Here is a 26,343-nt window from a genome sequence, read left to right as displayed (position 1 = left end):
GCCGTACTTGAGGCCCGCAGCCACCGCACCCCGCACCGTGTCGTCATCAGCCGTGCCCATCACCGTCACCAGATCCGCACCGGCCTCGAACGCCAACCCGGCCTCCAACTCACCCGCATCCGCAGTCTTCAAATCCGCGAACACCAACTTGTCCGGATGCGCCGCCTTCACCGCACTCACCGCACCGATACCCGCCGACTTCACCAACGGCGTACCCAACTCCAAAATGTCCACATGCTCAGACACCTGATACGCCAACGTCAACGCCGACGGCAAATCCACAACATCCAACGCCACCTGCAACCGCACAACAAACTCCTCACCGAAGAAACACAAAAACCGGACCCGCCAACAATCACCCACCACCCCGAAAAACAGCAACAACCAGCACATAAAAAACCCCAACCCCCCAATACACACAACCAATAACCGTTCTGATTCCGTTGACACGGTCGCTCGGAACAGACTGGAACCCGCGTCCGATGGCGGCGTGTGGTACTGCCGGGTACCGGCGGGTGCGGTCGATGTGTTTCGGCCGCACCCGCCTCCGTGCCGGGTCGTGCGGACCACTTCGTGGCGGTTCCCGCTGCCGGTACATCGTCGACGCGCTCGGGACGGCCGCTCGGCCCGTTGTTGTTCCGTTCGAATAGATGCTGGTCAACGGGTCGCGAAACGGCCGAGTGTCGGGGTCTCCGCCTCCGGCGGCGCCGCCGTGATCGCTCCACCTGCCGGCGCGGCCCGTCCGTGACGGCCTGCCCACCGTTCGTCAGCGATTCGTCTCCGGTCATGCCTGATCCGTTGCCAGGCCGGGCCAGGAGGAAGAAGCTGGGAGACGACAAGCCGAGCGCAGTGCGACGATTCCGGATGATCGCCCTGCCTCGACCCTCCGCCGGCGAAGACGCCTGCATTCTGCGGCCATCGTCGGTGGTCGAATGCGAGGGAGGACGCCATGAAGCGACACGCTTCCGAATCAGCTGACACCGGGGCTCTTGTTCCGACCCGCCATCGTCGCCGCCGTCTGTGAAGGATTGTTCTCGCGTCGTGTTTATTCATTGTCTCGGAGCTGCGGCAGGCGGAGGTTATCCGCAATGGAACTGTGCCTGCGAAGGGTGCCGCAAGGCGCGCGCCAAGCCTGAACTCGCGACGAAACACGCCGGGATCGCGGTGTCCGGCGACGGCGACCGGTGGTTTCTGCTCAACGCGACACCGGACGTCCATCATCAGATAGCGGCGGATCCGGCGTTGCACCCGGGCCCCGGAGTGCGGGACACCCCGGTGGCCGGTGTGCTGCTTACCGACGCGGAATTCGATCACACCATCGGCCTCCTGATGCTGCGCGAGGGGTCGTCGTTGACGGTGTACGGCACCTATCCCGTGCTGGAGGCGTTGCGCGGGAACTTCCCGATCAGGGAGCTGCTCGGCGATTACGCCGAGCTGTCCTGGTCGCTGGTCGGCATCGGCGAGCCGATCGCACTGGACGATCGGCTCCGTGCCACCGCCTTCGTGACCGGGTCCAAGGCGCCCCGGTACGTCGGGGAATCGCCGTCGCGCGGCCCGTCGGACTGGGAGGTGGGCTACCGGTTGGAGGACACCGTGACGGGCGGGACCGCCGTCTACGCGCCGACGCTGCCTCGGTGGGACGAGAGCTTCGCCGAGGAGGTCGAGTCGGCTGACTGCGTCTTCGTGGACGGCACGTTCTGGACCGACGACGAGATGTCCTGCCGGGGCGCGGGCGGCAGGACGGGGCGCTCCATGGGGCACATGCCGGTGAGCGGGGACGACGGGTCGGCTCGCAGACTGGCGGCCCTGCCCGCACGGCGGAAGATCTACACCCACATCAACAACACGAACCCGGTTCTCGACGAGGATTCGACAGAGCGGCGCTGGCTGACGGACCTGGGTATCGAGGTCGGTCGAGCAGGCCTGGAGGTGGAAGTATGAAGGCTCGATCGGCTGAGGAATTCGAGGCGGAGCTACGCGCGATCGGGGAGCAGCGGTATCACCATCTGCACCCGTTCAACGAACGCATGCATGGGGGCACTCTGTCCGAAGAGGAGTTTCGAGGATGGGTGCGAAACCGTTTCTACTACCAGGTGAACCTACCGGTGAAGGATGCGTTCATCCTGACCAAGTTGCCGGGCCGGGACGACCGGCGGCGGTGGATCCAGCGCATCATCGACCACGACGGCCGCACCGGCGACGAGGGCGGGATCGAGAAGTGGATCCGGCTCGGCGAAGCCGTCGGCCTGGCCAGGCAGGAACTGCTCGACGGTGAATCGGTGCTGCCCGGCGTGCGATTCGCCGTGGACGCCTACGTGGATTTCTGCCGCCGGAAGCCGTGGCTGGAGTCCGTGGCGTCGGCGTTGACCGAACTGTTCGCGCCCGACCTGCTCAGCAAGCGGATCTCCGACGTGGAGCGGCACTATCCGTGGATCGCGTCGGACGGCTTGGAGTACTTCCGGGCACGGCTCACCCAGCAGCCCAAGGACATCGCGCACCTGCTCGAGCTGGTGATCGAGAACGCGACGTCGAGGGAGCAGCAGGACGCCTGCATGCGAGCACTCGAGTTCAAGTGCGACGTGCTGTGGAGTCTGCTGGACGCCGTACAACTCGAGTACAGCAAGAGCTGATCATGGACGAGAGCGAACTGACGGACAAACCTCGGCTGGCCAGCAAGGCGATGCTCAGACACGACAACGTCCGCGACGTGGAGCTGTTGCTGCTGCCGGAGCGAGTCGTGCTCCTGAACAAGTCCGGGGCGGCGATCCTCGGACTCTGCGATGGCAACCGGACCGTGCAGCAGGTGGTGGAGCAGCTCGAGCAGGATTTCGAGGCGACCGACCTGTTGAACGACGTCATGACTTTCCTCAAGGACGCACGAGGACGAGGCTGGGTGGTCACATGACCGGGATACCGCAACCGTTCGGCCTGCTGGCCGAGGTTACGCACCAGTGCCCGCTGCACTGTGTCTATTGTTCGAACCCCGTGGAGTTGTTCGAACGAAGCGACGAGCTCACCACCGACGACTGGCTGCGGGCGATCAGGCAGGCGGCCGAGCTCGGCGTGCTGCAGGTCCACTTCTCCGGAGGAGAGCCTCTCGTGCGCGGCGACCTGGAGACACTGGTCGCCGAGTGTCGCGGGCTCGGGCTGTACACGAATCTGATCACGAGCGGCCTCGGGCTCACCGAGCGCCGTGCCGAGTCGCTCGTCTCGGCGGGGCTCAACAGTGCACAGCTGAGCATCCAGGGTGATACGGCCGAGTCGACGAACCTCGTCGCGGCGAGCAAACGGTTCGACAAGAAGGAGGCCGCCGCGCGCATCATCCGCGATGCCGGACTGCCGCTGAACATGAACGTGGTCCTGCACCGGGTGAACCTCGACCGGCTGGACGCGATCATCGATGTCTGTGTGTCGTGGGGCGCCGAGCGACTCGAGCTCGCGAACACCCAGTACTACGGCTGGGCGCTGCGTAACCGTGAGCTGCTGCTGCCGAGCAAGACCCAGCTGGACGAGGCGGTCGCCGTGTACGAGCGCAGGAAGGCCGAACTCGCGGAGCGGATGGAGCTTCTCTGGATCCTGCCGGACTACTACGAGCCCTACCCGAAGCCGTGCATGGGCGGGTGGGCGCAGACGGCGTTGACCGTCGCGCCGGACGGGCGCGTGTATCCGTGTCCCGTGGCCGAGGAGATCACCACGATGGAGTTCGCCTCGGTCCGCGACCATGATCTGAAGTGGATCTGGGCGGAGTCTCCCGCGTTTCAGGCGTTCCGGGGAACTGACTGGATGCCCGACCCGTGCCGTAGCTGCTCCAGGAAGGAACTGGACTTCGGTGGCTGCCGGTGCCAGGCCTTCGCTCTGACCGGTGATGCCGGACGTACCGATCCGGTGTGCATCCATTCGTCCGACCATCACCTGGTGCAGGACGCGCTCGACCGCGCCAACGGTGGCGACGGTGCGGATCCGGATACGGACCGGGAACAGCTGGTCTATCGTAGGCCGACCGTGTCGGCACGGAGGTCGTGAAGCATGGGAGGCGATGCCGACACCGCTGCCGGTGTCGCGGCGAGGAGTGCGCTGACGCATGACGAAGCCGTGGCGCGTTCGGCCGTGATTTCCGATGTGCACTACGCAGTCGAGCTCGACCTCACCGTGGGCGACCGGACATTCGCGACAACGACGGTCGTCGGCTTCCACTCGAGCTCCGGGGGCGCGCGGCTCGAGCTCGATTTCACCGGTGAGGTCGAGTCGGTCGACTGCAACGGCCACCGATCCGGCCCGGACGCCCACGACGGCCGGCGCGTCCGGCTGGACGTGCGCGAAGGCTGGAACTCGGTACGCGTGTCCGGTTCCGCGTCCTATTCGCACACGGGTGAGGGCCTGCATCGTTTCCGGGACCCGCTCGACGGCAACGTCTACGTGCACACGAAGTTCGAGCCGTTCGCGGCGCACACCGTGTTCGCGTGCTTCGATCAGCCCGATCTGAAGGCGACGGTCGACCTGACGCTCACGGTCGACCCGTCCTGGGTGGTCGTCTCCAACACCGACCCCGTGGAGTCGCCGACGGTGGAAGGCGGCGACCGGTCGACGTGGCGGTTCGAACGGATGCCGCCGTTGCCGACCTACCTGGTGGCGTTTGCTGCGGGTCCGTTCCGGGTGCTGCGTTCCCGGCATCGTGACGTGCCCCTGGCGTTGTACGCGCGCCCCTCGCTCTACGACGAACTCACCGCCGAAGCACCCGAGGTGTTCGACGTGATCCGCCGTGGCCTCGACTTCTACGGCGGGCTGTTCGATCTGCCGTACCAGTTCGCCAAGTACGACCACGTCTTTGCGCCGGAGTATGCGTTCGGCGGAATGGAGCACCCGGGCTGTGTGACGCTCAACGAGCGGTTCCTGTTCCGGAACCGGGTCACCGAGGACGCGAGACGACGGCGGGCCTCGCTCCTGACGCACGAGATGGCGCACATGTGGTTCGGCGACTACGTGACGATGCGCTGGTGGGACGACCTGTGGCTGAACGAGGCGTTCGCGACGATGCTCGCGGTCGTCGCCCAGCCGGAAGCGACGGCGTACGGTGAGGGTTGGACGTCGTTCGCGCACCACGACATGCCGTTGGCACGCCGCGCCGACCAACTTCCCACCAGGCACGCGATTCGGGTCGGCACCGCCGACACCGACGCGGCGCGGTCGAACTTCGGCCCGATCGTCTATCGGCGAGGCGCGGCGGTGCTCCGCGACCTCGCCGAACGGGTCGGATGGGAGAACTTTGTCGTGGGGATGCGGGCGTACTTGCAGACGCACGCGTGGGGTAATGCCGGCCTCGATGACTTCGTGGCGGCGCTGCGGCGGGTGTCGGACGAGGATCTCGACCGGTGGGTGGACGAATGGCTGTTGCGTCCCGGCGTCAACACGGTCGAAGTGTGCCGCGGTGACGGCGGCGACCGGGTGGTGCAGCAGTCGGACCCGGGTGTCGATCCGCGTCATCTGACGCTCCGGATCGCCGCGTTCGACTATCGGGACTCCGCATTGGTGCCGCGGACGCCCGTGCACGTATCGCTCGGTCCTCCCGAATGCGAGCACGTTCTGGCGGAGTTCGACGGCCCGGCACCGGACCTGCTGCTGCCGAACGCCGATGCCGTGAGTCATGTGAAGACCAGATTGGACTCTCGCTCGCGACGCGCGGCGCTCCGTAGTCTGTCCGCAGTGGACGATCCGCGAGCACGCGCGGTCATGTGGGGAGCGTTGTGGGACGAGGTCCAGGACGCCCTCCTGTCGGCGCGGAGTTACGCCTCGGCCGTTCTCGCGCACGGAACGCGGGAGACCGACGTCGGTATCCTCGAGGCTCTCCTGGAACGGGCGTCGCGCGCGCTACGGGTGTACGGGGACCCGGCCACCGGGCGGGACACGCTCGAGGTGCTGGCGCGCAGCCTGCGGGAACACCTGGTGTGTGCCGCCGGAGGGAGCGACCGCCAGTTGGCGTTCGCCCGGGCCCTGGTGGGTGTCGTTCGGTCTGACGATCACGGCCTCCTCGGCGACATCGTGTGTGGCCGGCCCCCGTGGGCTGGCCTGGAGGCCGATCGGGATCTGCGGTGGCGGGCGTTGCTCCGGCTCGCCGAGACCGGAGGCGACATCGACGACCTGGTCGACATCGCGATGGAGGCCGACCCCGGTGACTACGGTCGCCGGAACGCCTTGACGGCAGAGGCGGCATGGCCCTCACCCGCCGCCAAGGAAAAGGCATGGACACGATTGTTCAGCGGGGACCACTCGCTGGCGGAGCGGCAGGCGATCATGGCAGGGCTACGGCAGCCGGGACAGGAAACGTTGCTCACGCCGTTCGCGGATCGCTACTGGCAGGCTCTTGAATACATGGCCGGCACCGCCGAGACCGAGTTCCTGTCGGCATTCGCACGCGCGCTGTATCCCTGCTTCACCGACATCGAGCAGTCCGTGCTCGACGAAACGGACCGGTTTCTCGCACGCAAGCCGCTTCCGGAGAGCGTACTGAAGGTTGTCCGGGAGGAACGTGCCGAGCTGCTCACCATCCGGGCGGCGCGCGCGTGCGACGCGGCGGACGCACAGGACTGACCGGAACCCGGTCGGACGGCGTAAGTCCGATCCGATCGGACGGAACGTCTACCCGGCCGGGTTGCGTGGCCGGGAACCGGTGCGGCGACCGCTCGGGTGATTCGACGTTCTCGAAGGGGATTCCTGTTGTCGCACACTCTCGTGCAGGCGGCCGGCCGTTGGCGACCGGTGTGCGACGAGCGGAATCAGGCCGAGGACGAATGGCTGCGTCGCGGTGACGGAGGGAAGCACACGGCCGTGCTCCCCTTGCTTCGGGAGAAAACGATTCTCCGCACACCTGCGGGGTTTTCCGGTCGTTCCGGGCTGAACGAGTTCCGGGGAGCGGTCGGGAAACCCGGGACTCTGGTGCGTTAGGAGGGACGTCTCGGCCGGGTGGAAACCTGGTTGCGGAGTCCTCGAGGAACGGGGTTCGGCGGAACCGCCCGGCATGTGCGGCGCCCCGTAGGTAACCGGCTTCCCGCCGTTCGTGTCTGCACGCGGCGCGTTCGTGCACAACTGATTGACGGTGTGTTCGGAGCCCGTGCACGCTCTTGGCACGTCTCGCAGCGCAGGTGTCACCGACAACTGCAGGCGGTGGAACGAACGGATGGACGCCGGGGACCGTCGCGGATGCACGTGCTGCGACACGGAAACCGCGACACCGAGAAGACGTGGTGCGAGGCTTGCTCGCCGGGAGTTGGGTGAACTCGCCAGCAACCGATGTTCGGTGTTCGACAAGTGTCGCAGGACGGCCGGTGTGCACGTCGCGTGCCGAGCGGCCCGGCCGAAGGTGGCGTCCGCGACGTCCGATGGAACGAGAGGTGAAATCGTGGTTCTCCCGTCGAAGATGCCGCAGCTCGCCGACCTGGATCTGCTGCTGTCGGTCGAGGACTACGGCAGCGTCGGAAAGGCGGCTCAAGCGCACAGCTTGTCGCAGCCGGCTGCCAGCATCCGGCTCAGCGCCATGGAACGGCGCCTCGGGATCCGGCTGCTGGAACGTTCGCCGACCGGTTCCAAGCTGACCGAGGACGGCAAGACTCTGGCCGAGTACGCCCGCAACGTGATGTACGCCGCGCGCGAGCTGCTCGAGTTCGGCTCCGGATCGTCGCTTTCGGAGACGAAACGTCTGAGGCTCGCGAGCAGCCCGGGTATCTCGGAGAACCTGATTCCCGAATGGCTGAGCCGCGGTGGTGCGGCGTTCGGCGACGTGCGGGTCGAAGTGCAGACCGGCAAGGTCGACACGCTCCGCCAGCTGGTCCATGCGAACCATGTCGACCTCGCCTTCATCGACGGTTGGTGTGAGGCCGGCGGGCTCGTGCCGAAGCAGTCCCGCGAAGACCTGATCACCCAGTACATCTGTGACGACAGGCTGGCCGTCGTGGTCGGGTCGGGCCATCCGTGGGCCACCCGGCCCGGTCCCGCGGCGGTGCAGGAGCTGGCGGACGCTCAGCTCGTCGTCCGTGAGCGGGGCTCGGCCATCCGCGAGTTCACCGAGGAACTGCTGGGGGCCGCACGAGGCCCGCGGAACTATCTCGAATTCCCCTCGAACGGGGCGATCAAGCATGCGATCGCGGCCGGTCAGCGTGCGGCGGTGCTGAACGTCTCCACCGTGAGGTCCGAGCTCGCGGACGGCCGGTTGCACTGGGTGCCCCTCGATCGGGACATGCCGGCGAAGCCCATTCACGCGGTGTGGAGCAAGACCCGGCCGCTGCCCGGCTATGCCCGTGAGCTCGTCGAGATCGCCGCGAAGAAGGGAAGCCCGTTACGGCCTGTCGACGGCGTTTCGGAGCTCGGGAGCAACGTGATCGCGGAGGCAGATGCCGCAAGAACCATGTTCTTACGTTCGCAGTCCATGGAAACGATGACCTGAACGCCGAACAACTCGTGAACCTGCCGAACTCTCGGCACCAAGCCAGGAGGATCAAAGCTCAATGTCAGTTCTGAACAAGATCGCGCGTACGCTCGTCTCCAACAGGCGCGGGATCCTTGCCGCCGACGAGAGTATCGGGACCATGTCCTCGCGACTCGAGCAGGTCGGAGTCGAGGCGACGGCGGAGAATCGCCGCTTGTACCGCGAGCTGATCGTCACGACCCCGCAGCTCGCCGAGTCGATCAGCGGCATCATCCTCGCCGACGAGACATTCCATCAGAGCCTGTCCAACGGGCGCACGTTCCCGGAGTATCTCGGGGACATCGGAATTCTCGCCGGGATCAAGGTCGACACGGGTGCGAAGGCGTTGGCCGGCGCCCCGGGGGAGAAGGTGACCGAGGGCCTCGACGGGCTTCGGGAGCGGATCGAGGAGTACGTGCGCCTCGGTGCGACGTTCGCCAAGTGGCGCGCGGTCATCAACATCGGCGACGACCAGCCGACGGACCGTGCGGTGCGTGCGAATGCGCACGGCCTGGCGCGGTACGCCGGTCTCTGCCAGGAGGGCGGCCTGGTTCCGATCGTGGAGCCCGAGGTGCTGATGGACGGTGCGCACTCGCTGTCGAAGTGCCAGGAGGTGACGACCTCGGTGCTGGAGCGGGTGTTCGACGAGCTCGACCTGATGCAGGTGCAGCTCGACGGCATCGTCCTGAAGCCGAACATGGTCGTCGCCGGGTCGGAGAGCCTGAAACAGCCGTCGGTCGAGGAGGTCGCCAAGGCCACCGTGGACGCGCTGCGGGCCTCCGTGCCGGCCTCCGTGCCGGGCATCGCGTTCCTGTCCGGTGGGCAGCGCCCCGAGGTCGCGACGCAGAACCTCGCGGCGATGCAGAACCTGGATTCGCTTCCCTGGGAGCTCACCTACTCGTTCGGCAGGGCGCTCGTCGGCCCCGCGCTGGAGGCGTGGCGAGGAGTCAACGGGAACGAGGCGGCCGCGCAGCAGGCGCTCTCCGAGCGAGCCGTCGCGAACGCGTCGGCGCGCTGACCTCCTGACGTGACAAACGGTTGACCGGATCGGTGACGCGGTTCCCGATCCGGTCAACCGTGCTTCTGCGGTCCCGGCCGGAGAGGCGCAACCGGCGCGCAGGCTGGTGACCCGGCACGCGCCGTCGCCGGCCCGAGTGGATGGGTGTCGATGAGAAGTCAGCAGTGGGACATACGCGCACGTTCCGGCCGCGCCCGTTCGCCAGAGCTGGGACCGATCCTGTCGGACGGCACCGACGGGCCCGATCACACGCTCGCGCTCGAACTGGTCCGGGTGACCGAGGCGGCCGCGATCGCGGCGGGCAGGTGGGTCGGGCACGGCGACGACGACGCGGGCGGGGCGGCGGCCTTGGCGGCCATGCACGAGTACATCCTGCCGGTGCCGATGCGGGGAGTCGTCGTGCTCGGCTCGCAGCGGACGGACGGTGCACCTGCGCTGTCGAAGGGAGCCGTCATCGGTGACGGCACCGGCCCTGCGTGCGATGTCGGCGTCTCCGTGGGCGAGGCCGCCCTGTCGACGGCCAGGGACGTGCCGCACGCGATTACGGCGATCGCCGTGGCCGAGCGCGGCGCGATGTACGACCCGCCACCGGCCGTGCCTATGCAGAAGTTGGTGGTCGGCGCCGACCACGCCGACGTCGTCGACATCCACCGGCCGGTGGCGGAGAACCTGCGCGCGATCGCGGCCGTCAAGGGTTGCACTCCGTCGGACGTGACGGTTGCCGTGCTCAACCGGCCCCGGCATCGGGACCTGGTGCGCGACATCCGGGAGGCGGGTGCGCGGGTTCACCTGGTCGAGGGCGGCGAGGTGGCGGGAGCCGTCGCTGCAGCCCATCCCGACAGCCCGATCGACGTGCTGCTGGGCACCGGAGGTGGCGAGGAAGGCGTACTCGCCGCTGCCGCCCTGACCTGCATGGGCGGTTCGCTGCAGGCCCTACTCCGGCCCGAAGGAGCCGACCGGCGGGAGAGTGTGCGCCGCGATGCCGATCGCGTTCTCCGCACCGAGGATCTGGTGCGGGGCGGGCGAATCCTGTTCTGCGCCACCGGCGTGACCAGCAACGAGCTGTTGCGCGGCGTCGGTCATTACCCGGACCGCACGACGACCGAGTCGACGGTGATGTGTTCGACCCCGGGCATCGTGCGGTCGGTCCGGTCGGAGCACCAGGCGGTCGGCTGAGGCCGGAACCGCAGGAAGCGCGACGCCGGTACCGCCGGAGCGGCCCGCCCGTGGTCTCCCGGGTGGTCCGGCCGCGACGGTCAGGCCGGTGCCGACCGGCCGCACCCACGAGGAGTGCTGATACGCATGACGAAAGAGATCGCCACCGTGTCGGGCCTGGCCGAGCCGCTCATCGCTCGCTACCGCGGCCTGATCTGTGATCTCGACGGTGTCGTCTATCGCGGTGCCGCGGCGGTCCCCCACGCGGTGGAAACCGTGACCCGGTTGACGGCTGACGGTGTGCCCGTTGTGTTCGCGACCAACAACGCCTCCCGGTCACCCGAGGGTGTCGGCGATCATCTCCGCGGAATCGGCCTGGCACCCGGCGGATGGTCGGTGGTCAACAGCTCGCAGGCGGCGGCCGCCTATCTGGCACAGCGCCTGGCGCGAGGAGGGCGTGTGTATGCCGTGGGAGGACCGGGAGTCGCTCACGCCCTTGCCGAAGCGGGACTGACCCCGGTCCGCGTCGCCGAGCTGGAGGACGCGCCCGTCGAGGCCGTCGTACAGGGACTGGGAATCGACATCACCTGGACCGAATTGGCCGCTGTGGGCCGCGTCGTCGAGGGCGGAGCCACCTGGGTGGCCACGAACCTCGACCTCACGTTGCCGACGCCGTACGGGAAAGCGCCCGGCAACGGCGCGCTGGTCGCCCTGGTGCAGACGGCGACCAGCGCGGAGCCGAACGTCGTCGGCAAGCCGCAGCGGGCCCTGTTCGACCTGGCACGGTCCAGGCTCGGCAGCGCACCGCAGGACACCCTCGTGTGCGGGGACCTGCTGCACACCGACATCGAAGGCGCCAATGCGGCCGGCCTGGACTCGCTGTTCGTGCTGAGCGGTTCCTCCCGACTTCGCGACCTGGCGCTGGCCGAGCGGCCACTGCGTCCGACGTACGTCGCCGCCGACGTCGGCGGTCTCCTCGCGCCGGCGCTGGCCGTACCCGGCCTGTCTGCCGCTCACCTGCTCGAACTCGGGCCCGGCGGCGTTCCCCTCATCCCGCGTGCCGACGACCCGGGCTCCGGCAACGGCCTTGGCAACGGCAACGGCAACGGCCTCGGCAACGGTGCGCTGCTGCAGGCCGTCGTCGCCACAGCGTGGGCCGCACGTGACGAGGGCCGGCCGGTCTCCGACGACGCCGGCTCGTGGGAAGGCATCGAACGGCGGCTCGGACTCGTCCAGCCGCCGTGAGCCGCGAGGTGTCCGGCCGGCGGTGTCGGGGGCCACCGGCCGGACGCTTGATCACCCTGGCAGGGCGGGCGGTTCGCCGGAGCGCTCGTAGTCCGAGAGCAGGTCGATCCTGCGCTGGTGACGGCCGCCTTCGAACGCGGTGGTGAGGAAGGCGTCCACGATGTGCTCGGCCTCGGCGGTCGTGTGCATCCGCGCGCCGAGGCCGGCCAGGAGCGCATTGTTGTGCTTGCGGGACAGCCTGGCGGTTTCCACGTTCCACACCAGCGCCGCGCGGGCACCCGGCACCTTGTTCGCGGCGATCTGCTCCCCGTTTCCGGACCCGCCGATGACGAGGCCGAGACTGCCCTCGTCGGCGACGACGCGCCGCGCCGCTTCGACACAGAACGGGGGATAGTCGTCTTCGGCGTCGTAGACGGCCGGTCCAACGTCGACGACGTCGTAGCCGAGGCCGGAGAGCCGGACCGCGAAATGTTCCTTGAGTTCGAGACCGGCGTGGTCGGATCCAAGATAAATTCGCACGACCCGAGTCTAATCCGAACTCTGTCGAAAAGTGGATCGGCCTCCGTCGGAGCGTCATTTAAGTACCTTATGGGAAGTAATTCGAAGAATTTAAGAATGGATTTTTCTCGGGGGTCGCGCTGCATTGACACGTCGCCGATGCCGTGGCCGGCCGTGGACGTTGACGTTGCCCTGCCGGGGGCATCGCCGAACGCGGTGCCACAGCCGGTCGCGGTGCCAGAACGGATCACTGTCGTGGCCGATCGCGGTGCCGTGGCGGTCGCGATCGCGGCCTACCGCGATCCCGCCGGCGGGCGAGGTGAGGAGCGTTGGCCGCCGGCGTCGGCCGCTCGGCGGGCGTGTTCGGCCGGTTCCGTGTCGCGAGTGCTGGGGAATCGTGTCCTGACTTGTCGCGTGGGTCGACGTTTCCCGGATGACGGTGCGGCACTGCTCCGATCGGGCTACGATCGAACGGGTTCAGCCTGGTAGTGGCCGCGCGTGGACGCCGGTCGGGCGCGGCGAACCAGCCCCGTCTGAACGCCGCGGTACGTGCGCTGCGGCTGGGGCTCGCCTGGGGCGTCGTGATCACCCGGACGGCGGGCGGTGCACCGCTGGTGACGCCGGTCACTCCGATCGTGTCGCGCGAGCCGCCGTTCGGCACGGGTTACCGGCCACTGGTCCTATCTCTGTTGCAGGAACTCCGAGCGGTCGCGGATGCTCGTTCGAGCCGTGACGTTTCGAGGTGGTGGCCTCGAGACCGGCGGATCATGCTGTCCGGTTAACGGGTATGCCGAATACGAGGAGGAAAATATGATGTGGGAAACGCCGGAATACACGGTCGTCGAGGTGTGTGCTGAGGCCACCGGCTACTTCTACCGGGGCTGACGGTCGAGCTGCACTGACCGTGTTCTCGAGTTCGCGTGGTCATGGCGGGCGGCTACGGCCCGCCATGACCACGGCTACGTGGGTGCAAGGCTCCTGTGCGGAACAGTCACCGCACAGGAGCCTTGCACAACATGTCGGCCGGGTTGTTCGCGAGTTCCACGGACGTGGGCGGGTGAATCCGGCGGAAGCGAGCTGCGACGGTGAGCATGCCCCCAGGATTCGGTCATCGGGCGGGCGGTCGCCGCGTCTTCCAGCCTGCTCTGCGGCATGTCGCCGGTCGGTACCGCTGGTCTTGTTCCGCTGACCTGCTGCTGACCAGTGGGTAGCGCAGTACTTTTGAGGTAGCAGCCGCTTTCGGTCGAGCCCGCATCGAGGTCGAACCGAAGCGGTCACGGGTGGCCGAGAGCTCGTGTGGTCGCGGTTCACCCGGTGCGCAGTGTCGAGGCGAGCGACGGCTCGCGCTCGGTGCGATGTGGGAGGACACCAATGCCGGAGAATCCCGACACTCACGTGTACCGCACGTACGACAAGGTTCTGAACGAGGGGCGCCCGAACCGTCGGCGGAATCATCCGACGGCGAGTGGCAACGTCAATGACTGGTGGCCCTGTCGCGTCGACCTGACGAGACTGCGTCGACACGGGCCCTCGAACGATCCGCTGGGCGCGGATTTCGACTACGCCGAGCAGTTCAACACGCTGGACCTGGACGAGCTCGCGCGCGATGTCGACGAGGTGCTGACGACCCCGCAGGACTGGTGGCCTGCCGACTTCGGGCACTACGGGCCGCTGGTGTTGCGCATGGCCTGGCACGCGGCGGGCAGTTACCGCATGAGTGACGGCAGGGGCGGGGCCGCGGCCGGAATGCAGCGCTTCGCTCCGTTGAACAGCTGGCCGGACAACCGCAACCTGGACAAGGCGCGCCGGTTGCTCTGGCCGGTGAAGCAGAAGTATGGCCGCAAGATCTCCTGGGCGGACCTGATGATCTTCGCGGGTAACCGGGCGCTGGAGTCGATGGGCTTCAAGACGTTCGGTTTCGGCGGCGGTCGCGGCGAGGTGTGGGAGCCCGACGACGCCTACTGGGGCCCGGAACACAAATGGTTGGCCGATGAGCGGCACAGTGGTCGCCGCGACCTCGACGAGGACCTGGCCGCCAGCGACATGGGGCTGATCTACGTCGATCCGCAGGGTCCCGCCACGAACCCCGATCCGGTGCTCGCGGCCCGCGACATCCGGCAGACGTTCCAGCGGATGGGCATGGATGACGAGGAAACGGTCGCGCTGATCGCCGGCGGTCATACGTTCGGCAAGACCCACGGGCTCGTGGACCCGGTCCTTGAACTCGGCCCCGAACCCGAGGCCGCGCCGCTCCAGGCGCAGGGCCTCGGCTGGGCCAACTCGGACGGCACCGGTAAGGGGCCGGACACCACGTCGAGCGGGCTCGAAGGAATGTGGACGCGCACGCCCGTCACTTGGGACCACACGTTCTTCGAGACGCTGTTCGAGTACAAATGGGACATTGAACTCAGTCCCGCCGGATTGTGGCAGTGGATTCCGAGCGATGGCCAAGGCGAGGATACCGTGCCGGATCCGTATGACCCGGACACGAAGCACCACCCGGTCATGCTCACCACGGACCTGTCGCTGCAGGAGGATTCGGCCTATGAGCCGATCTCGCGGCGCTTCCTGGAACATCCCGACGAGTTCGAGGATGCGTTCGCGCGAGCATGGTTCAAACTGACGCACCTCGATATGGGGCCGGTCCAGCGTTACCTGGGACCACTCGTCCCGGACGAGCGGTTGCTCTGGCAGGACCCGGTTCCGGAGCCGGACCACGAAATCGTGGACGCCGACGACATCGCGGCCCTGAAACGTGAACTACTCGCATCCGGTCTCACGGTGGAGCAGCTTGTCACAACCGCATGGGCCTCGGCGTCGACATACCGCGACACCGACAAGCGCGGCGGGGCGAACGGGGCGCGGATTCGCCTCGAACCGCAATGCACCTGGCCGGTCAATGAGCCCGAGCAGTTGTGCGTGGTCCTGGACGTGCTGGATTCGGTCCGGGAGCGGTTCAACGCCACCTGCGGGGGAGACAAGCGGATCTCCCTGGCCGACCTGATCGTGCTCGGAGGTTGTGTCGCGGTGGAATACGCCGCCGCGGCAGGCGGCTACGAGATCGAGGTGCCGTTCCGGCCGGGCCGCACCGATGCGACCCAGGAATGGACCGACGTCGGATGGTCCGGCGTATTGCAGCCCAAGGCGGACGGTTTCCGGAACTACGTGGGCCCGGAGTTGCGCATGCCGCCGGAGCACGCGGTGGTCGAGCGGGCGGATCTGCTGACCCTGAGCCCGCCCGAGATGACCGTGCTGATCGGGGGACTGCGTGTGCTCGGCGCCAACCACCGCGGTTCCCGGGTCGGCGTGCTGACACCGGTGCCGGGGGTGCTGACGAACGACTTCTTCGTGAATCTGCTGGACATGAGGACCGAGTGGGTGCCGAGCCAGGAGGCGCGCGGACCGGGGAACTACGAGGGCCGCGATCGCGACACCGGTGAGGTGAGATGGTTCGCGAGCCGGGTCGACCTGTTATTCGGGTCGAACTCCGAACTGAGGGCGCTTTCCGAGGTCTACGCGTGCGAGGATGCGAGCGCGAAATTCGTTCGCGATTTCGTCTCCGCATGGGTGAAGGTCATGGAACTCGACCGGTTCGATCTTCGCTGATTCGTCGTATCGACCAGCCGTGGGGCCCGGGTTCGACCCGAGCCCCACGGCTGGTTTCCTGTTGCATGACCCGGATGGCTGGATCGTTCGGGCGATACGCTGCGCTAGTCGGCCGTAGGCCCCGGAGTTCGATACTGTGGTCCGCAGGCATGAGTGGCAGCTGTGGAGAGCCTGCTGCGGCAGTGGGTTTCCGGCCTATCGGGCGTTCGAAGAGGCGCCGCCGCTCGTTACCGTGTGGCCTCCGCCTGTTGCACAGCGCCGCCCGTCCGTGCCTCGAGCGTTGCCCGTCCGCTGGGGCGGAGCCAAGGTGGGACAACGTTCGCCGGCTGGCGAGCGAGTTCCGTCCCGCCGAGACCGAAGAAGTTCGAGGTGCCATGGAATCCATCGCCCTTTTCGTCGTCGGAGCTGCGATTCTCATCTACAGCGCCGAGAAACTGATCGGATACCTCGTGGGGGTGGCCGCCGGACTCCGAATATCGGTGTTCCTGCTCGCCATCGTCTTCACCGGTATCGAGTTCGACGACATCGCGCTCGGGCTCGTGCTCAACATGGAGGACCTCGACGGGGCGGCACTGGGGCTGGTGTTCGGCACCGCGCTCTCACTGCCCGGCGTGGTGCTCGCGCTGGCCGCGCTGCTGGTGCCGACGAAGGTCAACATCCCACGTATTTATCTGATCCTGTACGCCTGTTCGCCGCTGGTGGTATGCGGGTTCGTGGCGCTGACCCCGCTGAATCCGATCACCGGCATCGTGTTGGTGTTGGTGTTCGGTGCCTTCCTGGCTTACATGGTGGTGCGCGAGACCCGCGGGGAACGCCCGATCTTCCGGGACGCCGAGCTCTACGAGGCCTATGCGGCTGCACGCGAGAGCGGCGGAGGCACCGCGACGTTGGTGTCGCCCCCTCGGACGCAGGAACCGCCGAAGGATCCGACGCAGGGGCAGGACTTCTCGGACGCGATGCCGTTCTCGGAGGCGCGCAAGCTCAACGGTTGGGCCGGGCTGGCGCTGGCGCTCCTCGCTCTGGTCGGTATCGTCGCGGGCGCCTGGGCCACCGGTGAGGGAACCGAGGGAATCCTCGAGCAGTACGGACTCGAGGCGACCCTCTTCGGTGCCACGATCGCCACGCTGGTTCTCACTATCGAGGACATCTTCCTGACGGTGGAGCCTGCTCGGCGTGGTGCACCGGAGATCGGTGTGGCCAACGTGATCGGCAGCGTGGTGTTCTCGGTGACCGGCAAGCTCGGCATCATCCTGCTGGCAGGTGGTGTCATGGTGCACTCGAGCGTGTTTACCGTGCACATGCCGGCGTTGTTGCTGCTGACCGGATTGTCCGCGTACTTCCTGTCCACAGGGCAGCTACGACGCTGGCACGGCGTGACGTTGCTCAGTCTCTACGTCGTGTACTGGGCGGTCTGCTTCGGCCTCCTGGGCATCGTGCCGGTGGAGATGGACTAGCAGGTATCGCGTTCCCCGTAACCGCCCGGCGCGCCTCGTGTGGCGCGCCGGGCGGTTGTGCTCGTGGAGTATCCATTGTGGACATGACCGAGTTCGGTTTGTGGTGGTGTCGCAGTGCATCTTGCACGGAGTGTGTGGTCCATCTTGGTGACGTCCGGAGCGGGTCGGACGGTGCGCCGGTGACAACGAATCCCGCTCGGTGCGGACGTCCGCCGGGGCCGGTCCGCACGAACGGTATCTCCTTGCCGGGGAACGGCGGCAGTGAGCCGGTCGGTGGTAAGGGATATGGAAAAGACGTGCCCGTGTGTAGCGTCGACCTCGTTACAGGCACGGCAACGAAATTCGAGTGCGAGCGATACCTGTAATTGCGGTGCGGCGTCGGGTTCTGCTGCGGCGCGCAGCGCAAGAGGGCATATGCGGGTTTCCGTGTGAGCCCGGTGCTTTCGCTCCAGTTGGCATGTTCCGCGAAACCTGTCAGTCAACGTCATTCCATGCTCACAAGGAGGTGAAGTCCGGTGACGATTGCCGAGGACCGAGAGGCGCTCCTGGCCGAGATCGGCGGACAGAACAAGGCGACCATCGGTGCAGTGCTCGGGTCCGGTTCGATCGCGAAGGCGACCGAGCGGGCCGACGGGACGATGGAAGCGACCATCCGGATCGCCGAAGACGCTCTGGCGTGGGAACCGTCGGTGTTGGTACTGCCGCACGCGGGGACCGTCGAGCTGACGATCATCAACGACGACAAGAACACGCACGCCTGCCTGCTGCCGAGTAACGGCGACAGGAAGTTCATCGGTCTGTTGAACCACTCGAAGGGTCGCGCGACGCTCGAGCTGGACGGCCCCGGCTACTACTGGTACGGCTCGCCGGCCGGTAACGACGAGGGCAGGGGCCTGACCGCCGCCATCGTCGTGGGCGGCGAAGTGCCGCCGGAAGCCAAGCTCGACCGACCCGCTCAGCCGCGCCCCTGAAAGGTAAGGAACCCATCATGACCATCGAATACGTCGATGCCGGCGAGGCGATCAATCACAGCCAGCTCTCCAGCATGCCGCACGTCGCTCCGGACGTGACCCGCGGTGTCAATTACGACCGCATCCTCCAGGCGCGCAGCGAGTCGCACAACTGGATCACCTATTACGGCGACTACGACGGCAAGCGTCACAGCCTGCTCGACCAGATCAACGTCGAGAACGTCAAGGACCTGAAGGTCGCGTGGATCCATCAGTCCAGCGCGACCGGCATGATGGCCTCCACGTCGACCTACGCGTTCGAGGCCTGCCCGCTGGTCGTCGACGGCGTCATGTTCGTCACCGGCTGGGACGGTCTGCTCTGGGCCCTCGACGCGGTCACCGGCGAGCAGCTGTGGCGGTACAAGCACGCGGTGCCCTTCGACGTGACGCTGTGCTGCGCCAACGTCAACCGCGGCTGCGCGGTCGCCAACGGCAAGGTCTACATGGTCACCCAGAACGCCCAGCTGCTGGCGCTCGACGCGACCACCGGCGAGAAGGTGTGGCAGAAGACCATCGGTGACGTGCGTGCCGGTGAGAGTGCCTCGCTCGCACCGCTGGTCGTCAAGGACACGCTCATCACCGGTTCGGCCGGCGGTGAGTTCGGCGTTCGCGGCCACATCGACTGCTGGGACCTGGAGACGGGTGAGCAGCGCTGGCGCACCTACACCGTGCCGAAGCCGGGCGAGCCCGGTTCGGAGACCTGGCCCGCAGAGGGCGAGGCCTGGCAGCGGGGCGGCGCGAACCACTGGGTCACGGGCACCTTCGACCCGGAACTGAACCTCTACTACGCGGGCACCGGTAACCCGGCCCCGGACTTCGACGGCGAGGTCCGGCCGGGCGACAACCTCTACAGTGACAGCGTGGTCGCGCTGGACGTCGACACCGGCGAGATCAAGTGGCACTACCAGTTCACGCCGCACGATCTGTGGGACTACGACTCCACCATGGAGATGACCCTGTTCGAGCGGGACGGCAAGAAGCTGCTGGCCCACTTCGACAAGAACGGGTACATGTTCGTCCTCGACCGCACCAACGGCGAGCTGCAGCACGTGACGCCGTTCGTGGACCGGATCGACTGGGGTGCCATCACGCGCGACGGCAAGTTCATGCCGCGCAAGTACCCGGACAAGGAAGGCGAGCCCTGCCACTTCTTCCCCGGCCCCGCCGGTGCGAAGGAATGGACTCACGCGTCGTACAACCCGGAGCACGACCTGTTCTACGTTCCGGTCGCCGACGTGGGCGCCACTGCTACGCGACGTCGCCGCGAATTCAAGGAAGGCATGCCCTACTGGGGTGCCGCCGTCGAGGTCGACGTCGACAACATGGCTGGTTCGGTCAGCGCATTCGACTCGCACGGCGAGGAGAAGTGGCGTTACCGGCTCAACGTGCCGATGGCCGCATCGACGTTGAGCACGGCGGGCAACCTCGTCTTCGCGGGCACGCCCACAGGCGAGTTCGTGGCGCTGCACGCCGAAACCGGTGAGGAACTCTGGAAGTTCCAGTGCGGCAGCGGCCACCACAGCAGCCCGAGCACCTACACCGTTGATGGCAAGCAGTACATCACGGTGCCGGTCGGCTGGGGTGGCTGGCTCGAAGGCATCGTCCCCGGCATGTCCGGTCAGGGCAAGGGTGCCTCGCTGATCACGTTCTCGCTGTGACGCGGACGGTCACCGAGGTGACCGTGGCTTCGAAGTGACAGCGATGCACGATCAGCGGTGACCGCCCGACGGTTGCCCTTTCACCCGCTCGGTGATCGAATCGTCCCGGTGGCGTTTCGATCGCCGAGCGGGTGCTTTCGCTTTGTCGGCAGCATGGCGCGAGGCCGTGCCGGTTTGCCGTGGCAGCGCAGTCTCCGTGGTGCTGCCGGCACCGGTGGGTCGTCCGCCGGCCGTCGGCAGTGGAGCGTCCGGCGAACCTCGATCATGGAACGAACGACAGCGACAGCAGGTGATCCGATGAACCAGTCGTCGATACCCCAGGGCGCCGGGACCGAGCGACTGCCGTGCCCCTACTGCGGAGAATCCTACGAATCCGGCGATCTGGCTCGGCACAACGAGCCGGTGCAGTGCGGTCCCTGTATCCAATGCGTCGGCAAGCCTGCCTGCTTCACGTGCGGTCTCATGTACTGCGCGTGCGACGTGCACAAGTTCCGAGGCTGACGAGCGCTCGAATCCGGTGACCCCGCTACGGCCGGATCACCGGGTTTCGCTGTGTCGTCCGGAGCGCTGTGTCGTCCGTTGGCCTCGTCGTCCATGACAAGGCGAAGTTCGCCGTTGATCCGGTGCTCGATGTCGTGGATCCGGCTGAGGTTGACCACGTACTGGCGGTGCACTGCCAGGAAACCGCTGGCGTCAGCCGCCCGGTTCCCGGAGGCGAGGTGGTCGGGGGTCGCCTTCACTGCGGGGAGGTCCACACACCAGGCGATCGTGCCCGTCGCACCGACCCGGTGTCTTGCGGCCCTCGTATCGCGTGCGTCGACAACCCCGGGTGCCTCGTTTATCGGCCGACGTATTGCGTATGCGACGTGCACCGGTATCGGGGCTGAAGAAAATGCTTGTGGGGTAGCGAAATCCCGTTTCGGGTTTCGCTACCCACTCCGTGTGCTCGGCACTCGAGGCCTCACTTGCGGTCGGTCCGTACGGCTCAGCCCTCGGGCGCGGCAAAGAACTCCAAGGCGATGTTGTCCGGGTCCCGGAAAGAGACTCCGCTGCCGTAATGCGCTTTCTTGATGCCGTCGTGCGCAATGCCCAACTCGGTCAACTTCTGTGCCCACCGCTCCAGGTCGGCATGCGAGCCGACGCCGAAGGCGATGTGATCGAGGCCCGTGCGTTCCTCCACGAAGCGATCACCGGACTCCCGTCCCTGGTGAGTGTGCAGGCCGAGCAACGTTCCTCCGTCGAGGGCGTAGACGGCATGGTGGAACCTGCCGCCCTCTTCATCCTCGTCGAGGACGGGGTCCGCACCGAACAGTGCCGAATACCATTTCGTGCTGCGCTCCAGGTCGCTGACGGTGATCGCGATATGCTGCAGTCCGGGAAAAGCCATTCGAACTCTCCTCTATCGTGGGTGCACGGGCGCGGAGATGAACCGGCGCCTTCCAGGCCCGGCCAGGGATGTGTCAGATTTCCAGCAGTTGGCGCACCGCCGGGGTGTTCCGGCGGGAAACGGGCACCATCGTGTTGGCCTCGTCGTCCATGACGAGGCACAGTTCGCCTTTGATCCGGCGCTCGACCTCGCGGATCCGACTGAGGTTGACCACGTACTGACGGTGCACCCGCAGGAAACCGGCACCGCTCAGCTCGGTCTCGAGTTTATCGAGTCCAGGTGCCGCGGCACGCAACCGTCCCTGGTCCGTCGACAGCCACACGTCGCTGCCGTCGGACCGTGCGAACGAGACTTCGGGAAGGCGCAGCAGCACCATGCGGTTCTCGCGCGTGCCGACCACGCGCTGCGGCTGTGTTCGTGTCGCCCCATCGTCCGCCGCTCGGGGCAATGGATCGCCGTCGGACAGGCCGAACGAGACGAGGTTCCCGACCAGATGGCCGGACAGGAAGACCGGCCGGAAGGTGACCGATGTCGGTTCGTTGGCGAGCCGGGTGAAGATCTGGGTGGAGCCGACCCAGCCGCGATTGTGCGTCGCCTGCTTGGCGGCGTACTGGGCGGCGCCGATGAATTCCGGCAGTTCCGGCTTCCACCGCACCGCGGGATCGGACGCCGGCGTGGAGCCAGGAATGCCGAGGAGGACCGCGGCCGTGTCATCGGCGAGTACGACCTTGCCCGCGGGATCTACGGCCGCAAGCGGCACTCTCGAGCCGGATCTGGCTTGACTGTAGGCGGCGATCAGTTCGGCGCCGTCGCCCTGAGCGCGCTGCCGCAGAATGCGCTGCGTCATCTTGGCGACATTGCCGAGCCAGGTTCCCGCGGTGCCGGGAAGCTCACTACGCCAGCAGGAGATGTTGAGCGTCGCGACCGGCTCCCTGGTCACCACGTCCCGGATCGCCACCCCGCCGCAGGTCCAGTCGTGGAACGCCTCGCACCAGTGCTCGGCGCCACGGATCAGCACCGGGGTGTAGGACAACAGCGCCGTACCCATGCCGTTCGTCCCGGTAGCGCCCTCCGCCCAGCAGAACCACGGCGCAAGATTGGCGTCGGCCGCGACGTTGCGCGTGGTCTGATCACCCCATTGGGCCAACACCCGGCCGGAACCGTCGGTGATGGTCACGATCCCGCCGACGTTGCCGACCTCGTGTGCCAGTGAAGCGGCACGGAACCCGAGTTCGGCGATCACCACATCGTGTTGGAGGGCGTGGTCGACCTGCGCGACTGCCACCGGGGCTTCGGTGAGGTGCGGGTCGACCCCGTGCTGGTCCCGACACCGGTGCCATGAGATCGCGATCTCGGGGCGGACACCGCGGAGATCGTCCTCGCCCCGCACGAACCGCTCCCACGCGCTGTAAACCGTTGCGCTGTCGGCGCTGGGAGATGTCGGATCGTGCCAGCCTACTTCTGTCATCGAAGACCGCCTTTGGTCTGTTGCTGACCCGGCGGCACGAGCACTCGGTCATCGTGCGTGTACCGCTCCGTGTTCGAGGCAGGGCCACGTCGCCTCCGCGACGCAAGCTAAACGGGCGCTCGATTCGAGGGCAAGCAGACTGGGATGACTGTGGGAATACATCCAACGAGCGGTCGTGATGCGGCATTGACCGGTGGCCATTCGCTCGGCAGCGGTTCGCGCACGTTCCCGTACGGACGGTTCGCGGTACGGAACCGCAGTTGGCAGCCGGGGTGCGATAACGACGGGTGCGGCGCGGTGGTTGTCCGGCATCACCGCACGCAGCCGGCACGGTCCCGTAGTGCTCCGCATCTCGGCCGCCGTCCGGAGCGAACGTGCGTGTCAGCCGAGCAAACGGTGAATCGGTTTCGGCTGATCGGCCGACAGCGCGACTGGACCGGCCGGTCGTAGGAGACGGTGGTGGGACACACCGCCATCGCCGCGCCCGAACTACTGATGCAGAAGCGCGCAACAGAGTGCAAGGACTCCACGGTGCTTGAGGCTGCGTACTCGGTGACGTTAGACTGTGTCGTCCGTCACGGGCCGTGGCCCTTTTTTGTGTGGTCCGCGGCGGTGGATGACAAGGAGGTCATCATGGCTGGAGGCTTGCCACCGCTGGCGATCGCACCGAGTCGGCGCCCCCAACTCGACCACGTAACGGCCGAACCTGTTGAAGCCACTTCCTCCGCGGAAGTGGCTCGTGCTTGGGAGAACTTCGCCTCCGGTGAAGACGTCGCAGCAGGTGTCCGGCCCGAGATTCTGGCGTCCTGGTATCGATGCCGGGACCGGTATGAGGTCGACCGATCCCTTGATGTCGCACCGGGCGCACGATGCGAGGACGTTCAGCGACTGGACAACAGCATCATTTTTACGACACTCGGCGGCCTCGGCGCGTTGGCAGGCAGTGAAGTGGAGCGGGACGGCGCCGTGGTCACCGTGACCGACGGTGATGGGCGCGTCCTCGGATCGTGGGGCGACCCCGCCGCACAGCGGAGGGCCGAGTTGCACAACCTCGCCCCGTGGTCGTCGTGGTCGGAAGAATGCACCGGAACGAACGGCATGGGGACCGCGCTCGAGGTGGCCGGTCCGGTCACCGTGACGGGCCCGGAACACTGGTGCGAGGCCTTCCATAGTTGGGCGTGCGCAGGGATCTCCATTCGCGATGTCGTGACCTCCGCACCGGTGGCGTCGATCAACATTTCGCGCTGGAACGCGTCGCTTTCGCCGCTGACGCCGTCGTGGCTCAGTAAAGCGGCGAAGTGCGTCGAGAAAGAGATCTACCGGCGCGCCATGTTTGAAACCGACAAGGTGTGGTCGGAGTTCAGCAAGAAGTCCGGCGAGGTCGGTGTTCCGGTGATGGCGATGGACCGCGGCGGCAACGCGGTCGCCGCCAACGAATCCGCCGCCTCGCTGCTCGGGTTGACGAGTGAGAGTCCGGTCCTGGCGGGCGCGCTCGAGCCGGCGCAACGGTGGACCCCGGACATCCCCGGAATGTCCGATGTGGTCCGTTGGGCAAAGGAGCGGGCACGTGAACCGGCGGAGTGGAGCGGCTATGCATGCCTGCCGGTGGGTGAGGAAGAAGAAGAAACTCCGGTGACCTTCCGGCCCGTCGTCGATTCGGACCGCCTCGTCGGCATGCTTTGCTATTTCGGGATTCAGGAGGGTGAACCGTACGAGGGTGTGGCGGAACCCGCCTCCGGCTCGATACCGCAGCGCGTGGTCGGAATTCGCAACGACCGCCTGGTGCTGCTCGCTCCGACGGAGATCCGCTACGCCGAGGCCGATCGCAATATCGTGTGGCTCGTTACGGAGCGAGGGAGGATCCAGGCGTCGACGCGCGGCTTGGACAATGTCGAGCGAGCACTGGCGCCCCACGGGTTCCGCCGCGTCCATCGGCGCTTCCTGGTCAACCTTCGGCGAGTGGCTGAGCTCGAGCGTGGGATCAAGGGGGAACTTTTCCTCATCACGGATGCGCGTTCCCACGAGTTCGTCCCCGTCTCGCGGCGCCACGCTCCGGATCTCCGGCGCATGCTCGGGGTGTGAAGTGGCGGGGAGTGACAGCGGGCACTCCCCGCAGACATCTCGGCCGGGGTTCCGCAGCACGTGCTGCGGAACCCCGGCCGAGATGGTGCCCCGTAGAGGTAAGCGTGCGCCGGCGCCGTAGGCGTGCGCCGGCGCCGGCCGGACGAGGACTAGGGCCGACTGTGTGACGACCGCGACTGCACCTGGTTGCGCAGCCCCTCGACGGCACGTGCCGGGTCGTCGGCCGCATAGACGGCGGAACCGGCCACGAAGCAGTCGACACCGGCCTCTGCCGCCTGTTCGATCGTGTCGGCATTGATGCCGCCGTCGATCTCCACGACGAGATTCAGATGCCCGGTGTCGACCATCGTTCGTGCCGTTCGCACCTTGTCGAGGACGTCGACGATGAACTTCTGTCCGCCGAAACCCGGTTCGACGGACATCACGAGCAGGGTGTCGTAGCTCTTGAGTACGTCGACGTAGGGTTCCAGCGGGGTGTTCGGCTTGATCGCCAACCCTGCTTTCGAACCCGCGGCTCGTAGATCCCGCGCCAGCTTGACCGGATCGTCCGCGGCCTCGACGTGGACCGTCACGTTGTAAGCACCTGATTCCGCGTAACCGATCGCCCAGCGGTCCGGGTTCTCGATCATCAGATGGCAGTCCAGCGGTACGGCGGCGCTCTTCATCAGCGACTTAACGACCGGAAGTCCCAGGGTCAGGTTCGGCACGAAATGCGCGTCCATCACATCGACGTGCAGCCAGTCCGCCCCGCTGCCCGGGGGGCCTTGGACGGCGGCCACTTCGTCGGCCAGCCGCGCGAAGTCGGCGGAGAGAATGGATGGAGCGATCAACGGATGATTAGCCACGTTTCGATGGTAGTCAGTGTTTCATGGGCGTGGTTATTGGTTGTGTGTATTGGGGGGTTGGGGTTTTTTATGTGCTGGTTGTTGCTGTTTTTCGGGGTGGTGGGTGATTGTTGGCGGGTCCGGTTTTTGTGTTTCTTCGGTGAGGAGTTTGTTGTGCGGTTGCAGGTGGCGTTGGATGTTGTGGATTTGCCGTCGGCGTTGACGTTGGCGTATCAGGTGTCTGAGCATGTGGACATTTTGGAGTTGGGTACGCCGTTGGTGAAGTCGGCGGGTATCGGTGCGGTGAGTGCGGTGAAGGCGGCGCATCCGGACAAGTTGGTGTTCGCGGATTTGAAGACTGCGGATGCGGGTGAGTTGGAGGCCGGGTTGGCGTTCGAGGCCGGTGCGGATCTGGTGACGGTGATGGGCACGGCTGATGACGACACGGTGCGGGGTGCGGTGGCTGCGGGCCTCAAGTACGGC

Annotated in this window: 22 protein-coding genes; 16 read left to right on the top strand and 6 right to left on the bottom strand. The window is 66.8% G+C overall.

The features are described from left to right. The coding region (locus tag LY40_RS01400; protein WP_258935685.1) for an orotidine 5'-phosphate decarboxylase / HUMPS family protein at nt 1-384 on the bottom strand (384 nt) is incomplete at its 3' end. A 657-nt stretch (nt 385-1,041) separates the two neighbouring features. On the opposite strand from LY40_RS01400, the gene pqqB reads away from it, so the two are divergent. The 9 genes from pqqB to LY40_RS01355 all read left to right on the top strand — a co-directional run bounded on the left by pqqB (nt 1,042) and on the right by LY40_RS01355 (nt 11,873). After that, nucleotides 1,042-1,941, top strand: coding sequence for a pyrroloquinoline quinone biosynthesis protein PqqB (pqqB, locus tag LY40_RS01395; protein WP_258935684.1), 900 nt, complete (start codon nt 1,042-1,044; stop codon nt 1,939-1,941). Beyond that, nucleotides 1,938-2,630: a pyrroloquinoline-quinone synthase PqqC gene (pqqC, locus tag LY40_RS01390; protein WP_183783314.1), complete on the top strand. Its 693-nt coding sequence runs from the start codon at nt 1,938-1,940 to the stop codon at nt 2,628-2,630. The genes pqqB and pqqC overlap by 4 nt, the downstream gene beginning before the upstream one ends. 2 nt (nt 2,631-2,632) lie before the next feature. Continuing rightward, nucleotides 2,633-2,905 carry a pyrroloquinoline quinone biosynthesis peptide chaperone PqqD gene (pqqD, locus tag LY40_RS01385; RefSeq protein ID WP_183783316.1) on the top strand — a complete coding sequence of 91 codons (273 nt, stop codon included), beginning with the start codon at nt 2,633-2,635 and terminating at the stop codon, nt 2,903-2,905. Beyond that, nucleotides 2,902-4,023 (top strand): pyrroloquinoline quinone biosynthesis protein PqqE, encoded by a 1,122-nt coding sequence (pqqE, locus tag LY40_RS01380; protein WP_183783318.1) that lies wholly within the window; start codon nt 2,902-2,904, stop codon nt 4,021-4,023. Before pqqD ends, pqqE begins: the two co-directional genes overlap by 4 nt. Before the next feature lie 3 nt (nt 4,024-4,026). Beyond that, a complete protein-coding gene (gene pepN, locus LY40_RS01375) occupies nt 4,027-6,585 on the top strand; it encodes an aminopeptidase N (RefSeq protein WP_258935683.1) in 2,559 nt (852 codons plus the stop codon). A gap of 808 nt (nt 6,586-7,393) precedes the next feature. Beyond that, nucleotides 7,394-8,434: a LysR family transcriptional regulator gene (locus LY40_RS01370; RefSeq protein ID WP_258935682.1), complete on the top strand. Its 1,041-nt coding sequence runs from the start codon at nt 7,394-7,396 to the stop codon at nt 8,432-8,434. 61 nt (nt 8,435-8,495) lie between these two features. Continuing rightward, on the top strand, nt 8,496-9,473 hold the full coding sequence (locus LY40_RS01365; RefSeq protein WP_183783322.1) for a class I fructose-bisphosphate aldolase: 978 nt from the start codon (nt 8,496-8,498) through the stop codon (nt 9,471-9,473). 150 nt (nt 9,474-9,623) lie between these two features. Then, complete coding sequence (locus tag LY40_RS01360) at nt 9,624-10,649, top strand: fructose-bisphosphatase class II (protein WP_258935681.1); 1,026 nt, start codon at nt 9,624-9,626, stop codon at nt 10,647-10,649. A gap of 126 nt (nt 10,650-10,775) precedes the next feature. Next, nucleotides 10,776-11,873: an HAD-IIA family hydrolase gene (locus LY40_RS01355; protein WP_258935680.1), complete on the top strand. Its 1,098-nt coding sequence runs from the start codon at nt 10,776-10,778 to the stop codon at nt 11,871-11,873. 51 nt (nt 11,874-11,924) lie between these two features. Here LY40_RS01355 and LY40_RS01350 read toward each other — a convergent pair whose 3' ends face one another. Then, nucleotides 11,925-12,392: a ribose-5-phosphate isomerase gene (locus LY40_RS01350; RefSeq protein WP_183783325.1), complete on the bottom strand. Its 468-nt coding sequence runs from the start codon at nt 12,390-12,392 to the stop codon at nt 11,925-11,927. 789 nt (nt 12,393-13,181) lie between these two features. On the opposite strand from LY40_RS01350, the gene LY40_RS26650 reads away from it, so the two are divergent. From LY40_RS26650 to LY40_RS01330, 5 genes are all read left to right on the top strand, one after another. Further along, nucleotides 13,182-13,256 (top strand): pyrroloquinoline quinone precursor peptide PqqA, encoded by a 75-nt coding sequence (locus LY40_RS26650; RefSeq protein WP_504965561.1) that lies wholly within the window; start codon nt 13,182-13,184, stop codon nt 13,254-13,256. A 486-nt stretch (nt 13,257-13,742) separates the two neighbouring features. Next, nucleotides 13,743-15,977, top strand: a complete 2,235-nt coding sequence (gene katG, locus LY40_RS01345; protein ID WP_183783326.1) for a catalase/peroxidase HPI — start codon at nt 13,743-13,745, stop codon at nt 15,975-15,977. A gap of 374 nt (nt 15,978-16,351) precedes the next feature. Further along, entirely contained in the window at nt 16,352-17,431 is a 1,080-nt protein-coding gene (locus tag LY40_RS01340) for a sodium:calcium antiporter (RefSeq protein WP_258935679.1), read from the top strand. Between the two features lie 515 nt (nt 17,432-17,946). Beyond that, complete coding sequence (locus LY40_RS01335) at nt 17,947-18,402, top strand: MSMEG_3727 family PQQ-associated protein (RefSeq protein ID WP_183783328.1); 456 nt, start codon at nt 17,947-17,949, stop codon at nt 18,400-18,402. Between the two features lie 17 nt (nt 18,403-18,419). Then, nucleotides 18,420-20,099, top strand: coding sequence for a PQQ-dependent dehydrogenase, methanol/ethanol family (locus tag LY40_RS01330; RefSeq protein ID WP_183783329.1), 1,680 nt, complete (start codon nt 18,420-18,422; stop codon nt 20,097-20,099). Between the two features lie 365 nt (nt 20,100-20,464). On the opposite strand, the gene LY40_RS01325 is transcribed toward LY40_RS01330, so the two are convergent. The 3 genes from LY40_RS01325 to LY40_RS01315 form a co-directional block, all read right to left on the bottom strand. Continuing rightward, nucleotides 20,465-20,839: a LytTR family transcriptional regulator DNA-binding domain-containing protein gene (locus LY40_RS01325; protein WP_258935686.1), complete on the bottom strand. Its 375-nt coding sequence runs from the start codon at nt 20,837-20,839 to the stop codon at nt 20,465-20,467. A 245-nt stretch (nt 20,840-21,084) separates the two neighbouring features. Beyond that, nucleotides 21,085-21,486, bottom strand: coding sequence for a VOC family protein (locus tag LY40_RS01320; RefSeq protein ID WP_183783331.1), 402 nt, complete (start codon nt 21,484-21,486; stop codon nt 21,085-21,087). 73 nt (nt 21,487-21,559) lie between these two features. Beyond that, a complete protein-coding gene (locus tag LY40_RS01315; RefSeq protein WP_183783333.1) occupies nt 21,560-22,954 on the bottom strand; it encodes a DNA-binding protein in 1,395 nt (464 codons plus the stop codon). 459 nt (nt 22,955-23,413) lie between these two features. On the opposite strand from LY40_RS01315, the gene LY40_RS01310 reads away from it, so the two are divergent. Next, the gene (locus tag LY40_RS01310; RefSeq protein WP_258935678.1) at nt 23,414-25,036 is read left to right on the top strand and encodes a DNA-binding protein; all 1,623 of its coding nucleotides are present in this window, start codon (nt 23,414-23,416) and stop codon (nt 25,034-25,036) included. Between the two features lie 149 nt (nt 25,037-25,185). Here LY40_RS01310 and rpe read toward each other — a convergent pair whose 3' ends face one another. Further along, nucleotides 25,186-25,866: a ribulose-phosphate 3-epimerase gene (rpe, locus tag LY40_RS01305; RefSeq protein ID WP_183785528.1), complete on the bottom strand. Its 681-nt coding sequence runs from the start codon at nt 25,864-25,866 to the stop codon at nt 25,186-25,188. 21 nt (nt 25,867-25,887) lie between these two features. Here rpe and LY40_RS01300 point away from each other — a divergent pair. Next, nucleotides 25,888-26,343, top strand: a 456-nt coding sequence (locus LY40_RS01300) for an orotidine 5'-phosphate decarboxylase / HUMPS family protein (RefSeq protein ID WP_258935677.1), incomplete at its 3' end; no start/stop codon positions are given.

It is taken from the genome of Prauserella salsuginis, from assembly GCF_024648885.1.
Classification (GTDB): domain Bacteria; phylum Actinomycetota; class Actinomycetes; order Mycobacteriales; family Pseudonocardiaceae; genus Prauserella; species Prauserella salsuginis.
The sequence above is the reverse complement of the archived record's forward strand: the minus strand, read 5'-3'. Positions and strand labels throughout refer to the sequence as shown.

What these genes read in the sequence shown, in the direction of transcription:
- pqqC (WP_183783314.1), top strand. Translation starts at nt 1,938, where the DNA reads ATGAAGGCTCGATCGGCTGAGGAATTCGAGGCGGAGCTACGCGCGATC.
- pqqD (WP_183783316.1), top strand. Translation starts at nt 2,633, where the DNA reads ATGGACGAGAGCGAACTGACGGACAAACCTCGGCTGGCCAGCAAGGCG.
- pqqE (WP_183783318.1), top strand. Translation starts at nt 2,902, where the DNA reads ATGACCGGGATACCGCAACCGTTCGGCCTGCTGGCCGAGGTTACGCAC.
- pepN (WP_258935683.1), top strand. Translation starts at nt 4,027, where the DNA reads ATGGGAGGCGATGCCGACACCGCTGCCGGTGTCGCGGCGAGGAGTGCG.
- LY40_RS01365 (WP_183783322.1), top strand. Translation starts at nt 8,496, where the DNA reads ATGTCAGTTCTGAACAAGATCGCGCGTACGCTCGTCTCCAACAGGCGC.
- LY40_RS01360 (WP_258935681.1), top strand. Translation starts at nt 9,624, where the DNA reads ATGAGAAGTCAGCAGTGGGACATACGCGCACGTTCCGGCCGCGCCCGT.
- LY40_RS01355 (WP_258935680.1), top strand. Translation starts at nt 10,776, where the DNA reads ATGACGAAAGAGATCGCCACCGTGTCGGGCCTGGCCGAGCCGCTCATC.
- katG (WP_183783326.1), top strand. Translation starts at nt 13,743, where the DNA reads ATGCCGGAGAATCCCGACACTCACGTGTACCGCACGTACGACAAGGTT.
- LY40_RS01340 (WP_258935679.1), top strand. Translation starts at nt 16,352, where the DNA reads ATGGAATCCATCGCCCTTTTCGTCGTCGGAGCTGCGATTCTCATCTAC.
- LY40_RS01330 (WP_183783329.1), top strand. Translation starts at nt 18,420, where the DNA reads ATGACCATCGAATACGTCGATGCCGGCGAGGCGATCAATCACAGCCAG.
- LY40_RS01320 (WP_183783331.1), bottom strand. Translation starts at nt 21,486, where the DNA reads ATGGCTTTTCCCGGACTGCAGCATATCGCGATCACCGTCAGCGACCTG.
- LY40_RS01315 (WP_183783333.1), bottom strand. Translation starts at nt 22,954, where the DNA reads ATGACAGAAGTAGGCTGGCACGATCCGACATCTCCCAGCGCCGACAGC.